Source organism: Micromonospora sp. NPDC051924 (assembly GCF_055586005.1).
Genome location: NZ_JBVJJA010000018.1, coordinates 15,288 through 29,916, shown reverse-complemented (window position 1 = coordinate 29,916; position 14,629 = coordinate 15,288). Strand labels below are relative to the sequence as shown.

Sequence of the window (14,629 nt, the reverse complement as noted above, 5' to 3'; positions counted from 1 at the left end):
AGTGGTGGGAACGGCGCGGCGTTCGGCCGGCGGTCGCCCGGCCGTAGACGGTCGGGACAGGCTCGCTGAGGGTTCAGGATTCGCGGGCGCGGAGCAGGCCGACGGTGACGGCGGTGAAGGCGGACACGTCCCTGGCGAGTTCGGGCCGTTCCCGGAGCATGTCCTCCAGCCGGACCCGCCACAGGCCGGTCTCGACCGGCACCCGGGCGTCCCCGGCCCGCCGCAGCCGGTCGCGGGTGTCGTCGAGGGCGTCCTGAGCGGCGGTCCCGAGCAGGCCGCCGAACTCCTGCCGGATCCAGGTGAAGAGCTGCTCGTCGGGCATCGCCTCGACGATCACCCGGGCGGTGTCCCAGGCCACCCGGGGGTGGTGGATCACTGTCATCGCGACTCCTTCGTCGATGTGCCGCTTCGGTCATCATCGATCCTGGCGGCGACCACGCACAAGGCCCTCACCAGGCGACGCCGATCCCGTCTCCGGGGTACCAGTGGCGGAGGGGGGTCTCGCGGTAGGCGAGGAACCGCCGCCCGGTCCGTTCGGCATGTTCGGCGAGGACGTTGGTGGCGGTGACGTTGTCGGTGAGCAGCATCGCGCCGGGGGCGAGTCTGGCCTCGATCTCCTCGAACTCGCGCTTCTCGTGGACCCGGCTGTGGTCGCTGTCGTGCAGGAAGAGGTCGACGGGGCGGTCGAGCGCGGTGATCGAGGCGACCGAGTCGCCGATGACCAGGTCGACCACGTCGGCCCAGGGGGTGGCGCGGGCGAGGTAGCCGGCTTCGGGGTTGATGTCGAGGGAGGTGAGCCGGCCGGGGTGCCCTTCGGCGGCGTTGCGCAGCAGGGCGGCGGCCAGGACGCAGCTGCCGAGCCCCTTGTCGACGCCGGTCTCGACGACGTGGGCGGGTTTGCGGGCGCGGACGATGGCGTACCAGCCGATTCGGCGGGCGTACCGGACGTGCCGGTCGGCGAGGCCGCGGCGGGAGGCGGCGGCGGTGGCCGCCTCGATGTGCCCGCGCAGCTTGTCGTCGCCTTCCAGCTCGTCGAACCAGTCGCGGACCTGGCGGACCGGCACGTCGCAGGAGACGCTGACGAACCAGGCGAGATGCTGCCGGCTCAGCTTGGTCAGGTCGTAGGTGTAGTTGTGATGTTCGCGGGAGGTGAAGAGCCAGCGGGCGGAGGTGCGCAGCACCTTGGCGTCGTGCCGGGCGACCCGGGCGAGCCGCTTGGGGAACGCGGCGACCGGCGCCAACGGGGTGCGGGCGATGGCCCGCCGGAGCTTCGTTGCGTCCACCCGTGCGGTTGTACCAGGTCAGGGTTACGAACGGCGAGAAAAGTTCCGATTCACCGACCGGGTGGCCGAGGCTGACCACCCGGACGAGGGTCCCCGCGCCGAAACCTGAGTCAGTACCATCGCGGCCATGTCAGATCGCCACCAGCTTGCCGACCCCGACACCCGCTTCCCCGGATCCGATGTGGAACCGGACGGCGTGTCGTCCGCGCCGAAGCCGCGTCGCCGCGGCCGACGGATCGCCCTGATCGTGCTGCTCGTGGTGGTGCTGCTCGGCGGCGGCGGCGCGATCGCCGGTGGGATCTATCTGAAGTCGGTGGAGTCCGGCATCGACCGGGTCGACGCCTTCACCGGGGTCCCCGAGCAGGAACGCCCGACGGCCGGGGCCAAGGGAGCCCAGAATCTCCTGATCCTAGGGAGCGACTCCCGCGACCCCGAGAAGACCAGCGGATCACGGACCGACACCATCATCGTGGCCCACCTCCCGGCGGACCGCTCGAGCGCACAGCTGATCTCCATCCCCCGCGACACCTGGGTGCCGATCCCGCGGTCGGCGGACGGCCAGCACGGCGGTCGGAGCGCGAAGATCAATGCCGCCTTCGCCTGGGGCGGTGTTCCGCTGATGGTGCAGACGGTGGAGAAGTTCACCGGGGTCCGGATCGACCACGTGGCGATCGTCGACTTCGCCGGCTTCAAGGAGATCATCGACGCCCTCGGCGGGGTGAACGTCAACGTGGAGAAGTCCTTCACCTCGATCCACCCGCCGTTCCGTGCCTTCCACGCCGGGCCACAGCTGCTCAACGGGGAGGAAGCACTTGACTACTCCCGCCAGCGCAAGCAGTTCGCGGACGGTGACTTCGCCCGGATCCGGCACCAGCAACAGGTGATCAAGGCGATCCTGGACAAGGCGGCCTCCGGGGGCATCCTCGCCAATCCCGCGAAGCTGAATGCCTTCCTCAAGGCGACGTCGAACTCGGTGTCGGTGGACAAGGCCATGTCACTGTTCGACATGGGGATGCAGATGCGCGGGGTGCGGGGCAACAACTTGTCGTTCCTCACCAGCCCGACGAAGGGCACCGGCCGCATCGGCACCGAGAGTGTGGTCCTCGCCGACGCCGACCGGGTGAAGGAGTGCTACGACGCGGTGCGCCGGGACGCGGTCGAGGAAATCAAGCAGTACGCGCGGAAATGACCGCCTGACGGCGGGTCGGAGGCGTGCCGGGGCGGCGGGGTCGAACGATCCCGCCGCCCCTTCTTCGTCGCGGGGGCCGCCCCGACCACGCCAACGGTCCACTAAGCCGTGAACACCGACCCGCGGTGCCGCTCACCCGAACCTGATCATGGGCGGCGGAAAGTAGGACGCCGGATTGTCCTGCCGGCTGTGTTGCCCCCACCGACCCGGCCGTATCCTGCGATCGCCCACATAGCCGGGGAGGCCGGGTGCGGGCGCCACGGGGGAAGGACAAGCAATGTCACAGCAACCGGCGGTGGGCGACCGCGTCGTCGACACGGACGCTCCGACCGCGCAGCTGTTCGCGGTCAGGAGCGGCAGCGGAGAGGGTCCGAGCACCACACCGACGATCCCGGCGGCCCGGCTCGACGAGCCCGTCGCGTCCGGTTCCAGCCGGCCAGGGCTGGACACCACGACGGTGCTGCCGTACGCCGGATCCCGGGCGTCCCGGCGCACCCGGGCGCTGCGCGCGTGGATGATGACCGCACCCGTCGACGTCGCCGCGCTGCTGGCCCCGCTGCTCATGACGCACCAGTACTGGCGCGGAACCCTGGTCATGGCCGGTCTGACGGTCGCCTTCTTCGCCGCCGGCGGGCTCTACCACGCGCAGCGCCACGTCAGCATCCTGGACGAGCTCCCCAGTCTCTGCGGCCGGCTGCTCGCCTCGGCGGCGGTGGTCGCCATGATCGCGGCCCTGCGGCACGAGTCGGCGGAATACGTCCTGGGCTTCACGCGCGGGGTCGGCGTCGCCGCCGGACTGGTCATCGTGGGGCGCATGGTCACCCGGGAATTCATCATCATCGCCCGCAAGCGCCGCTGGGTGGAACACAACGCGATCGTCATCGGCAGCGGGCCGACGGCCGTGGAGCTCGGCCGGCTGCTGCGCCGCTACCCGCAGTACGGCCTGCGCTTCGTCGGTTGCGTCGACACCCCGTCCCGGCCGGGCACCCACCCGCTCATCGGCGGGCTCGACGAACTGGAGCAGTTCGTCCGGCTGCTCGAGTGTGACGTGCTCATCATCGCCGACCCGGACTGCCCGGAGCCGGTGCTGATGGAGGTGCTGCGCCAGCCGGCGACCGCGAGCTGCGACCTGTGGGCGGTGCCGCGGCTCTGGGGCTCGCGTTCGCACGGCGACCACGTCGGGGCGATCCCGATGGTCAAGATCGGCGACACCACGCTCTCCGGGCCACGCTGGGCGCTCAAGCGCGCCTCGGATGTCGCGTTCGCCCTCACGGCCCTGCTGGTGCTGAGTCCGATCCTTCTGCTCTGCGCGATCGCGGTGCTCATCGACGGCGGGCCCGGCATCTTCTTCCGGCAGGAACGGATCGGTCGGCACGGCCAGCCGTTCCACATCATCAAGTTCCGCTCGATGCGTCCGGTGGACGAGCACGAGTCGCAGACGAACTGGTCGATCGCGCACGACCGGCGGGTCGGGCCGATCGGGCGGTTCCTGCGGCGCACCTCCCTGGACGAGCTGCCGCAGTTGTGGAACATCCTGCGCGGCGACATGAGCGTGGTCGGGCCGCGCCCCGAACGTCCGTTCTTCGTGGAGAAGTTCTCCGCCGAGTACCCCAACTACGCGATGCGTCACCGGGTACCCGTGGGGCTCACCGGTCTGGCCCAGGTCAGCGGGCTGCGCGGGGACACCCCCATTTCCGACCGCGCCCGGTTCGACAACTACTACATCGAGAACTGGTCGCTGTGGCTGGACGCGAAGGTCCTGCTGCGCACGGTGGCGGAGGTCTTCCGCGCCGGTGGTCGCTGAGCGACGACCGGCCGACTGGCCCGCCATCGCGCTCCCGGCCGACCCGCCGGCACGCCCTTACGCCGCACCGCCCCGGTCCGCCCCTGATCACCTGGAGATTCCCTTGCCGGACGTATCGGTCGTCATTCCCACGACGGGCAGACCCAGCGTCGCCGAGGCGGTGCGGAGCGTCCGCGCGCAGCGCGGGGTGTCCGTGCACGTCGTGGTCGTCTGCGACCTCGCGGACGTGCCGGACACCGTGCGGGACCTCCGCGGGGACGTGGACGAGGTGGTCTGCACGGGTGGCGGCCGGCGCGGCTCGTACGCGCGCAACCTGGGGGTGGACCATGCGGCTCCGGGAAGCCACGTGGCGTTTCTCGACGACGACGACGCGTGGCTGCCGGACAAGTTGGCCGTCCAGCTGCCGACGCTGGAACGGCTGGCCGCCGAGGGCTGGCAGCCGGTCGTGTCGTCCCGGATCCTGCAACGGAAGGACGGCGCCGAGCCGCTTCCCACGGCCGCGCCGACGGTGCTGATCCCCGACGGCGCCCTCCCCGAGGACTACCTCTTCCGTCGGCGTCGCCTCGGCGTCGGCCGCCAGTCACTGCCCACCTCGACCCTGCTGACCACGCGGGACCTCGCCGCCAGGTGCCGGTGGGACGAGACACTGCCCCGGCACCAGGACTGGGACTGGCTGATCCGGGCGGCCCGGATCCCCGGCGCGAAGATCACTCAGGTGCCGGAGGCCACCGCCGTCTACACCGTCGGCAGCCCCGGGTCGATCTCGGCCGGCGCCGACTGGCGTACGTCGTGGCAGTGGGCGAAGCGGTGGGAGGGCGTGTGGGCCCGGGAGACCTTCGCCGACTTCATCGCGGCACAGACCCTCCGGTACGCCCTGCAGGCCAGGGACTGGGAAGGTGTCCGGGAGATGGTACGGGCGATCCGGCGGAACTCGCCCCCCTCCGCCCAGAACGCCGCGCTGGCCGCGCTCGGTATGGTGCCACGGGCCACTCTCGAGCGCGTCGCGATGCGGCGGTCGCGGGCGGCCACCGACGCCACCATCCCCCGACAGACGGACCGGTCCCGCTGATGCGCCTGCACTTCGTACTGCCCCAGCTGGAGCCCTGCTACGGCATGGAGCGGGCGGCCGTGCTGCTGATGCGAGGCCTGCGGGCGTACGGGGTGACGGTCTCGGCGACCGTGCTGTCCCGGGGCGTGCCGCCCGACCTCGACGACCTGGAGGTCGACCGCCTCGGAGCGAGCAGCCGGAGCACCCGGCTGGTGGAGGTTGTCCCCACGCTGCGCCGCCGGCTGCGCGCCCTGCCGGCCGACACGGTGGTCGTGTCCAGCGGGCTCTGGGCGACGGTCCCGGTCGGCGCGGCGCTGGCCGGCACCGGTCGCGACTTCGTCGCCTGGGAGCATTCCGTGCTGCCCGAGCGGCTCGCCGCCGACCGGCGGGTACGCGCGCTCGCCCGGCTGACCCGGACCGCGGCGATGCGCCCCCGGCTCGTCGTCGCGGTGTCGGAGGGCGTCGCGCGGACAGTCCGGGGACTCGCCCCCAGCCAGCCGGTCACCACGATCCCCAATCCGCTGCCGGTCGGCGGCTTCGTCCCGCCCCGGCCGGTCGGCGAGGGGCGGATCCACCTCGTCACGACGGGCGCGTTGCGTCCGCTGAAGAACCACGGCCTCGCCCTGTCGGCGCTGGCCCTGCTGCCCGAACGGCACCAGCTGACCCTCGCCGGGGACGGCGAGGAACGGGATCTGCTGTCGGACCGGGCTCGGGAGTTGGGCGTGGCCCACCGGGTGCGGTTCCTCGGCCGGATACCGGACGTCGGCGGGCTGCTCGCCGAGGCGGACCTGCTCGTGCACCCGTCCGGGGCGGAGACGTTCGGGCTGAGCCTGATCGAGGCGGCCGAGGCGGGCGTGCCCGTCGCTGCTCTGCCGGTACCCGCGCTGGACGAACTGGTCCCCACCCTCGTGCCCGGCGTGCTGGCCGCTGCGTCCACTCCGCGGGCGCTGGCCGACGCGATCCTGCGGATGACCGGTGACGAGCGCCCGACGCGGGGCGACTTCGAAAAGGCCTGGCAGGCGCGGTCCGCCGCCCTCGATACGGCCGAGGTGAGCCGCCGGTGGGTGGAGGCGATGGCCCGATGACGATCGCCGACAGCACCACCGACCGGGCGGGCGCGGACCGGAAGTCCTCCGCCGGCCGCGGCGACGGCTTCCTGCGCAAGTCGGGCAAGTTCCTCAGCGGTACTCTGCTGCGCACCGTCGCCCAGGGCGTGCTCTTCGTCCTGCTTGCCCGAGAGATGCCCATCGAGGAGTACGGCCTCTTCGTCGGCGTCACCGCGCTCGTCGCCCTGGTGTCGCCGTTCGCGTCGGCCGGCGTGCCGAGCCTGATCTTCCAGAGCCACGCCGACGCGCCAGCGGAGTGGGACCGGCATCTCGCCCGGGGCATGGTGCTGACCACGACCTTCGGTATCGGCGCGTCGGTGCTGGTCACCGCCGTGGGGGCCGCTGTCTGGGCCGGCCAGGTGCGGTTGCTCGACGTCGCTGCGCTCGCCGTCGCCGATCTGGTCGCCTGGCGGCTGATCGAGGTGGTGGCCGCCTCGGTGCAGGCGCGCGGCCGGATCTTCCTCGCCTCGATCATTCCCGCGCTGCTGCATGTGTGCCGGCTGGTCGCGGCGGTGGCCCTCGCGGCCGCCGCGTCGGGGCCGGTGACCCTGCACGCCTGGGCGGTCACCGCGGCGCTGCTCTCCGCGGTGATCTGCCTGCTGGTCACCGCGTACGGGCTGCGCGGGGCGGGTCTGTCCCGAAACGCCGTACGCGGCGCGTTCGGGCAGGTCCGGCACGGCATGCTGTTCGCCGTCGGACTCTCCGCGCAGACCGTCTACAACGACCTCGACAAGGTGATGCTGTCGAAGCTGGGCACTCCGGAGAGCGCGGCCATCTACGCAGCCGCGTACCGGGTGGTCGACTTCGCGTACACGCCGGGGCGCGCCATGGGGGCGGTCGCCTACCCCCGCTTCTTCGAAGCCGGCCGCGACGGGCCGCGCGCCGCCCTGCGCCTGACCCGCCGGTTGCTGCCGCGGTACCTGATGTTCAGCGTGCCGGCGGCCCTGCTGCTGGCTGCCTTCTCCTGGATGATGCCGATCGTCTTCGGCGCCGAGTACGCGGCGGCGACCACTGCGCTGCAGGGGCTCAGCGCGCTGCTGGTGCTGAAGGCGATCCACTACCTGGCGGCCGACACCCTGTCGGGCAGCCGGATGCAGGGCCGCCGTACGGTCTGCCAGATAGCGGTCGGCGTGGTCAACGCCGGGCTGAACATCTGGCTGATCCCGGCGTACGGCTGGTCGGGAGCGGTCGTCTCCAGCCTGGTCTGCGACGCGCTCCTCGGCGTCCTGCTGTGGGGCTGTCTCGTCGCCGCCGTCCGGCGCGATCCGGCGCCCGCGAAGCAACCCGAGAAAGCCGTGGAAAGGGTATGAGTTGACCGGCCTGTTCGCTTTCCTGCTGACGGCCAGCGGCGTGGCCGTGGCGGTCTGGCTGTGGTCCGCTCGGCAGAAGGTCGCCGCCGCGTTCGGCGACAGCCGGACCGCGCTTGTGCTCGTCGGCTTCGTGGTGCTGGCGAATGCCGCGCCGGTGCTCGCCGGGGAGCACAGCTCCGCGCTCATCGGGGTGCTGGTGCTCGCCTTGCTGGCGTGGGTGGTCCTCTCGGGTGGGCGGAGCCTGCGCGGTCCGTCCGACGTCTGGCTCCGGATCTCCTGGTGGACCATCGGCGCGTTGCTGCTCTGGTGCCTCGCCGTGGACGCCCTCGTCGGTTCGGGGCTGTACGGCTCGCGGCTGGTCTCGTATGCGGCGGGCGGCCTCTTCCTGCTCGCCGCGCTGCTGATCTCCGCCCGTACGGCGGTGAACACCCGGGCCCTGGCGTACATCGGGCTGGCGGTGCTGTCAATGATGGCGATCCCGACGCTCTTCTCCGGAGAGAGCGCCTGGCGGGCATGCACCGGCGGGAAACTGGAGAAGTGCTCGGTGGCCGGGGCGCTCTACAAGAGCTTCTTCGAGTCCGAGAACTACGTGGCCATGGTCGCCACGTTCACCCTTGTCGCCGCCCTCTGCGCGATGCGTCGGCTCGAGCTGCTGGCCGCGGCCGGCTTCTGCTTCCTGGTCATCGTCGCGACCGGTTCCCGCACCAGCTACCTCGCCCTCGCCGCCGGCATCGCCTGGCTGGCCGGCAGCTGGCTGATCGAGCGGCGGCGGCGGATCGAGCGGATCCCGTTCGTCCTCTGCGTTGCCCTGGTGCTGACGTTCGTCACCGCAGCCACATACCTGACGTGGAGCGCCGACCGCACCACGCTGAGCAACCGTGGCAACATCTGGGTGCACGCCCGGGAACACATCGCCGGCATGGAGGTGACCGGCGTCGGCGTCTCCAAGTGGTACCACCTGCGGGACATCGGCGAGGCACCGACCCACTTCTTCCACTCCGGCTATGTCCTGGCCATCTTCGCGGGCGGTTTCATCGCGCTGGCGATCTGGGGACTCTGGGCGGCGACGTTGCTGCACGGGAAGGTCCTCGACGGCCGGGCCTTCACCGCGAAGGCGCCGGTGGTGCTCCTGCTGCTGTACTCGTTCACCGAGGTGGTGTGGAACCCGCTGTCGGTGGACGGGCTGTCCTGGATCTTCCTGATGCTGATGCTCATCCAGCGGAGCGGCGTCACGGCGAGCCCGGTGAGCATTCCCGGACCGGTCGACGCCGCTGACCGGCAGGGCGGGCTCGCTCCGCTGCGCCGGCTGACCTCGAGGTGGGGCAACGGCCGGGTCACCGTGGCAGTCACGACCGACCCGAACGCCCGGATGGCCGGACCCAGCACACGGTAGCGGCGCACCCGCCGGAAACCGGCGGCAATCGATCGAACACGGGGAGAAGGACATCCATGTCGTCGGCCACCGCCATGGTTCACGGCCATCGCGCCGTCCACCAGCGTGCCGGGGCGTCCAGCGGTTTCCGCCCGGACATCCAGGGACTTCGCGCCTTCGCCGTCCTGGTGGTGATCCTCGACCATCTCTTCCACTGGCCAACGGGCGGCTTCGTCGGCGTTGACGTCTTCTTCGTGATCTCCGGTTATCTGATCACCGGCCTGCTGCTGAAGGAACACGATCGGACCGGACGGATCTCCTTCGCCGACTTCTACCGGCGGCGGGTCCGGCGCATCCTGCCCTTGTCGCTGCTGGTCCTGGTCATCACGTACCTCGCCGCGTCGCTGCTGTTCATTGGTGAGCGGCGGCGCTCGATCGCCTGGGACGCGCTCTGGTCCGGGCTCTTCTCCGCCAACTGGCGCTTCGCGGCCGTCGGCACCGACTACCTCCAGGCGGACGGGCCCGTCTCACCGCTGCGGCACTACTGGTCCCTCGCCGTAGAGGAGCAGTTCTATGTGATCTGGCCCATCCTGATCACCCTGGTGCTCGGGGCGGCTGCCCGGCGATTCGGGTGGAACCACCGCCGGTCGCGGCACGTTCTCGGCATCCTCATGGCGTCGATCACCGGCGGCTCGGTGGCCTTCGGCCTCTGGCAGACCGCATACGCCCCCACGGACGCGTACTACTCGACCTTCTCCCGCGCCTGGGGACTCGGCGCGGGTGCTCTCGCGGTCCTCACGGCACCATGGTGGGCCGGGCTCCCCGTGCGTACGCGTACCGCGCTTCAGTGGCTGGGCCTCACGGGGCTCGTCGTCTCCGTCTTCGTCGTCGACCCGCGAACCCCGTTCCCGCTGCCCGGGGCGCTCCTGCCGGTGCTGTCCGCCCTGCTGATCGCCGGCGGCGGCGCGGGTGGGACACGACTGTTGTTCCCCCTGACCAATCCGGTGGCCCGGTACCTGGGCGACATCTCCTACTCGCTCTACCTCTGGCACTTCCCCTTACTCGTCCTGGCCGGGGCGGTGCTGCCGGAGGACGATCTCCGGACCTACCTTCTGGTGCTCATCGGCACCGCGCTGATCTCCATCGCCTCGTATCACGGTCTTGAGAACCCGGTGCGCAGATCCTCCTGGCTGGAACGGGCTGCGGGGCCGGGGGCCCACGCACGGAAACGCCGGACGCGCGCCCTGTGGGTAGCACCGACCGCCGCGCTCACCGCGGTGGTCGCCGTCGTGACGGTGACCACCTTCGGCCCCAGCTCGGCACCGAGACGTGCAGTGGCGGCCGCGGTCACGACCGAAGGCGAGCTCGCCGCACATATCGAGGTGGCACTGGGTGCCACGGAGTGGCCGGACCTGGCCCCGGCCGTCGGCGAGTTGGGCCGGCAGGGCTTCGCCCGCTCGGACTCGCAGGGCTGCCTGCCGGCGACGCCCCGCGGCCGGGACTGCTCCGCGGGGACGGCCGATCCGGCGAAGTTGGTTGTGGTGGTCGGGGACTCCACGGCGGTTGCGTGGCTGCCGGCCATCAGGGCGGTGCTGGAACCCAAGGGATGGACGGTGCACCCCATGACCTACGTCGGCTGCCCGTTCATCGCGACGAGGACCGTCGCGGATGACGACAGCATCACCCGTTCCTGCCCAGCCCACAAGCACATCGTCCGGTCGTTCATCGCCCGGGTGAAGCCTGCGCTGGTGATCGTGGGAAACGCCTACGGCCAACGGCTGCACGCGGAAGGCGGGCAGCCGTCACTACCGGCCTGGGAGACCGCGGTGCGGACAGCGAAGGAGGAGTGGCTCTCACCAGCCGGACAGGTGGTCGCCCTGCAGTCCCCGCCACCGGGAATGAATCCGACCGCCTGCATCACCCGCGTCTCCACCCCCCGGGACTGTGTGTCCACCATCTCGTCTCAGTGGCTGTCCTACGCGGAGGCAGATCGCCGGGCGTGGAGCGGGGAGGGATCGGGGTACGTGGCGACCCGGACGTGGTTCTGCGGAGCCGGGCACCGGTGCCCGGCGTTCGTGAACGGTGTGGTCGTGCGGCGCGACGCCTCGCACATCACGGCCGACTACGCCCACACCATCGCGCCGCTGTTGGCCGGGGCACTGCGGCCCTGGAGCGGCTGAGCGCCGCCCGGCACCGGTCTGCTCCTACCGACCGGCGATCGGCAGGCCCTGGAAGGTCAGCAGCCCGGCGCCGGAGGCGTTCAGGATCCGTGGCCCGGCACCCAGGTGGCTGAGGTAGCTCACGCCGGTCGCCCCGTCTGCCGGGCCGGAGAGGGTCAGCACCAGTTGGCCGCCGGGGCGGTAGGCGACTTCGACCACCGAGACCCGGCTGCCGTTGACCCGGAAGTCGGCGGCCACGCCGGGCTCCACAGTGAGCGGGTCGTCGTCGCGCAACTGGACCACCAGGGCCGTCCGGGTGGCGTCGGCGAAGGTCGCAGACCGCGGGTTGGGGGATGCCACGCCGTCGCCGGGCCCCCGGTACAGGTCCCGGGACACCACGGCGAAGGCCTGGTCGCCCAGCTCGCGGTAGCCCTGCTCCCAGGCGAAATGGCACTCGTCCTGGCCGGAGAGGCCGTTGGTCGACAGCACGGTCACCCCGAGGGTGTCGCCCATCCGTCGCTGCGCCTCCCGCAGCCGCGCGGCGGTGGCGTTCCCGCAGGGCGAGCTGCGTACCTGGAACACGTAGTACCGGGTGTCCCGGTCGCCGATCTCTGCCCGCCAGTCCCGCAACAGCGCCGTGAACCCGGCCACGTGGGCGGCCGCGTTGTCGTTGTCGGCCTCGCCCTGATACCAGAGGACGCCGCGTACGTGCCCGATCAAACCGGCGGCCGTCAGACGTTGCCGCAGCCGCCCGTAGTTCGTGCGCAGGTCGCCCGGCCGGCCGTCGGCACGCTGGAAGTAGCCGATCGGCCGGCTGCTCTCCGCGCCGTTGACCACCGCCACAGGCACCTGGTAGGTGTCCGAGATCCGGTGTGCCATCCGGATCCCCCACTGGCCCACCGAGCCCGGCTGTCGGGCCAGGTCGCCGACCGCGTAGTTCCACCCCCGCCCTGTTGCCGAGAGCCCCGGGTCCGCCGTGGGTGAGCCGTAGCTGCGGACGAACGGTGACTCCTCGGCCACGGACGAGCCCCGCTGCATGGCAGCGACGGCGTTCGACTGGCCCTGTATGACGTAGACGTCGCCCGCGACGACCCCGTCCCAGAGGCCGACCCGGCGGCTCACACCGTCACCCAGCGCCCGCAGCTCGAAGCGGTACTCCCGCAGTTCCGCACTGATCCGGTGCCGGAAGGCGAACTTTCCGCCGGCCCTGGCCGGCGCGCTGTACTCCCAGCCGTCGGCGCCGCTGGTCACTTTGAGCTGCACGGCATTCACCCGCGGATCGGTGATCCCCCCGGCCACCTCGACCACGGCACCATTCCCGGTGTCGCGGGGGAACAGCTGCCGGTCCTTGGGGTGCCGGGTGACGGTGAGCATCGACGGGCGGGCGTACACGGTCAGCCGGCGCTGGGTGAAACTGGCCGCGTTGCCGGCGAAGGTCCAGTCCGGGTTGCCAGTCGGTGCCGTGCCGATGCCGAGCGACAGCGGGCCGGTCGGCGCGGTGAAGCCGTTGATCGCCAACACGGTCTGCGGCGGCGTGGTGGACGGGCGGGTGCCGCCGACCAGGTGCACCTGAAACGAGCCGTACGCGAGGGAGGGCTGGATGTCGTCGTCCGCGTCGTACCGGTCGGCGGCGGCGCCGGAGATCTGGCCCGTGCCACGGGGGCCGTATTTGTTGGGCCACATCTCCAGGTAGCCGGGCAGGCCGGTGCCGGTGGTCACGCCCTTGACGTTGGTTGCCACCTCCACGTCGTTCACCCGCTGCTGGATGATCTGCCCGGGCCGGGTGGGCAGGCCGAGCCGGTGGGCATCCGTGATGACCGCCTCCATCGCGGTCCACACCCACTGCGGGCCGGCGGGACCGCTCAGTTCGAGGCAGTAGCCGACCCGGTCGAACCCGCCGGCGACCGCGGCGGTGCGGTCGAAGGAGTACGCGGGGGCGCGGCCGTTGGCCCGGGCGGGCAGGTCGAGCGCGGCGACCGGGACGAAGCCGGCCATGCCGGCCACGTTGGCCGCGCAACTGGTGCCGTCCACGGGGACGGCGGGCGGCTGCGACCGCCGGGACTCGGGCGCCGACCAGGCTGCCTCCGGCGCGCCGGCTCTGGCCGACGGCCAGAGGGCCACCGCGAGCGAGGAGAGCAGCAGGACGGCCGCTCCCAGGGCGATCCACGCCACACGCGGCACGGATCGGAGGCGCTCCAACACGGAGGGAGCACGGGTCACCCTCGAACCTCCATACCGGTCGGCCAGGATCTTCGCGATCAAGGTTATGCGATGCGTGGGTCGGCGATGGGCGCACCGGGACGCGGCCGGCGGCGGGGCTCCACGGGGCCCGGGGCGGGAGGCGGCCGGCGGTGGTGGTCTGCCATGATGCCCGCCATGGCCGCAACGAGCACAACGGCACCGGTGAGCGTCCGGTCCGCCGGCGTAGACCTTCTCCGCATCGTCGGTATCGCCGCGGTGGTCTTCGGCCACGTGTGGAGCAACAGCTTCACCCGCGCCGCGATCTACACCTGGCACGTCCCGCTCTTCTTCGTCCTCACCGGATACTTCTGGACGCCCGGCCGGCCGCTGGCCGGCGAGGTGCGCAAGCGGTGGCGGTCGCTCGGTCTGCCGTACGTCACCTGGTTCGCTCTGCTGTTCGGGGTGCTGCTGGCCGCCGAGGCGGCGACCGGGGCGGTCGCCGACGGTGCGTTCGGCGATGCCCTCTACGGGGGCAGCGCGGCAGTCCGGCCGTTCTCGGCCTTCTGGTTCGTCTCGGTGCTCTTCCTGCTCGCCCTCGCGTACCGGCTACTGGAGCGGCTCCCGACGGCGGTGACCTGGGCGGTGGCCCTGGTCGGGCTCGTCGTCGCCTACCTCGCGCCGCAGGTGGTCACCGCCGGGCCGCTCGGCGTGCTCCTCGTCCCCGCCTGCCTGATCTTCGTGCTGGCCGGCCGCCTGCTGCGGCAGTTGCGCCCGCACCTGTCCGTGGGCACCGGCGCCGTGCTGCTCCTGCTCGGTGCAGCGCTGGTGGTGACTGGCCTGAGCACCCCGCTGGACGTGAAGGCGGGCGACTTCGGTACGCCCGGCCTCGGCGTGCTGACCGCCGCCCTGATCAGCGGCGGGCTGGTGCTGCTCGCCGAGGCGCTGGACACCCGGATCGACGCCGCGTCCGCCCGGACGATCAGCCGGCTCTCCGCCTGCGGCATCGCGGTCGTGCTGAGCCACGCGGGCGTGCTCTGGGTGCTGCACACCTCGCCGAATGGGGGCTGGTCGCACCTGGCCGCCGCCCTGGTGCTGCCCTGGGCGTTCGCGCTGGTAGCGCTCCGGACCCCGGCCAGCCTGTACCTGACCGGCACGAACGGGGGCGGCGGCCGGTGAC

The 14,629-nt window shown here is 71.8% G+C and carries 11 protein-coding genes; 8 read left to right on the top strand and 3 right to left on the bottom strand.

Annotation, left to right across the window (positions count from 1 at the left end; all coding sequences use genetic code 11):
• Positions 1-73 precede the first annotated feature (73 nt).
• Both ACZ6S5_RS16430 and ACZ6S5_RS16425 read right to left on the bottom strand, forming a co-directional pair.
• Entirely contained in the window at positions 74-382 is a 309-nt protein-coding gene (locus tag ACZ6S5_RS16430) for a hypothetical protein (RefSeq protein WP_466001125.1), read from the bottom strand.
• Between the two features lie 67 nt (positions 383-449).
• Positions 450-1,283: an O-methyltransferase gene (locus tag ACZ6S5_RS16425; RefSeq protein ID WP_466001123.1), complete on the bottom strand. Its 834-nt coding sequence runs from the start codon at positions 1,281-1,283 to the stop codon at positions 450-452.
• Positions 1,284-1,410: 127 nt separating this feature from the next.
• On the opposite strand from ACZ6S5_RS16425, the gene ACZ6S5_RS16420 reads away from it, so the two are divergent.
• From ACZ6S5_RS16420 to ACZ6S5_RS16390, 7 genes are all read left to right on the top strand, one after another.
• Positions 1,411-2,472, top strand: coding sequence for an LCP family protein (locus tag ACZ6S5_RS16420; protein ID WP_466001121.1), 1,062 nt, complete (start codon positions 1,411-1,413; stop codon positions 2,470-2,472).
• Positions 2,473-2,749: 277 nt separating this feature from the next.
• On the top strand, positions 2,750-4,276 hold the full coding sequence (locus tag ACZ6S5_RS16415; protein ID WP_466001119.1) for a sugar transferase: 1,527 nt from the start codon (positions 2,750-2,752) through the stop codon (positions 4,274-4,276).
• Positions 4,277-4,379: 103 nt separating this feature from the next.
• On the top strand, positions 4,380-5,345 hold the full coding sequence (locus ACZ6S5_RS16410; RefSeq protein WP_466001117.1) for a glycosyltransferase family 2 protein: 966 nt from the start codon (positions 4,380-4,382) through the stop codon (positions 5,343-5,345).
• A complete protein-coding gene (locus ACZ6S5_RS16405) occupies positions 5,345-6,409 on the top strand; it encodes a glycosyltransferase (RefSeq protein WP_466001115.1) in 1,065 nt (354 codons plus the stop codon). Before ACZ6S5_RS16410 ends, ACZ6S5_RS16405 begins: the two co-directional genes overlap by 1 nt.
• Complete coding sequence (locus ACZ6S5_RS16400) at positions 6,406-7,740, top strand: lipopolysaccharide biosynthesis protein (protein WP_466001113.1); 1,335 nt, start codon at positions 6,406-6,408, stop codon at positions 7,738-7,740. Before ACZ6S5_RS16405 ends, ACZ6S5_RS16400 begins: the two co-directional genes overlap by 4 nt.
• Before the next feature lies 1 nt (position 7,741).
• Complete coding sequence (locus tag ACZ6S5_RS16395; protein ID WP_466001111.1) at positions 7,742-9,133, top strand: O-antigen ligase family protein; 1,392 nt, start codon at positions 7,742-7,744, stop codon at positions 9,131-9,133.
• A gap of 56 nt (positions 9,134-9,189) precedes the next feature.
• Entirely contained in the window at positions 9,190-11,292 is a 2,103-nt protein-coding gene (locus tag ACZ6S5_RS16390; protein ID WP_466001109.1) for an acyltransferase family protein, read from the top strand.
• 24 nt (positions 11,293-11,316) lie between these two features.
• On the opposite strand, the gene ACZ6S5_RS16385 is transcribed toward ACZ6S5_RS16390, so the two are convergent.
• Positions 11,317-13,452, bottom strand: a complete 2,136-nt coding sequence (locus tag ACZ6S5_RS16385; RefSeq protein WP_466001107.1) for a sialate O-acetylesterase — start codon at positions 13,450-13,452, stop codon at positions 11,317-11,319.
• Positions 13,453-13,647: 195 nt separating this feature from the next.
• On the opposite strand from ACZ6S5_RS16385, the gene ACZ6S5_RS16380 reads away from it, so the two are divergent.
• The gene (locus tag ACZ6S5_RS16380) at positions 13,648-14,628 is read left to right on the top strand and encodes an acyltransferase family protein (RefSeq protein ID WP_466001105.1); all 981 of its coding nucleotides are present in this window, start codon (positions 13,648-13,650) and stop codon (positions 14,626-14,628) included.
• The last annotated feature ends 1 nt before the right edge of the window (position 14,629 follow it).

What these genes read in the sequence shown, in the direction of transcription:
- ACZ6S5_RS16415 (WP_466001119.1), top strand. Translation starts at nt 2,750, where the DNA reads ATGTCACAGCAACCGGCGGTGGGCGACCGCGTCGTCGACACGGACGCT.
- ACZ6S5_RS16400 (WP_466001113.1), top strand. Translation starts at nt 6,406, where the DNA reads ATGACGATCGCCGACAGCACCACCGACCGGGCGGGCGCGGACCGGAAG.
- ACZ6S5_RS16390 (WP_466001109.1), top strand. Translation starts at nt 9,190, where the DNA reads ATGTCGTCGGCCACCGCCATGGTTCACGGCCATCGCGCCGTCCACCAG.
- ACZ6S5_RS16430 (WP_466001125.1), bottom strand. Translation starts at nt 382, where the DNA reads ATGACAGTGATCCACCACCCCCGGGTGGCCTGGGACACCGCCCGGGTG.
- ACZ6S5_RS16420 (WP_466001121.1), top strand. Translation starts at nt 1,411, where the DNA reads ATGTCAGATCGCCACCAGCTTGCCGACCCCGACACCCGCTTCCCCGGA.
- ACZ6S5_RS16405 (WP_466001115.1), top strand. Translation starts at nt 5,345, where the DNA reads ATGCGCCTGCACTTCGTACTGCCCCAGCTGGAGCCCTGCTACGGCATG.
- ACZ6S5_RS16380 (WP_466001105.1), top strand. Translation starts at nt 13,648, where the DNA reads ATGGCCGCAACGAGCACAACGGCACCGGTGAGCGTCCGGTCCGCCGGC.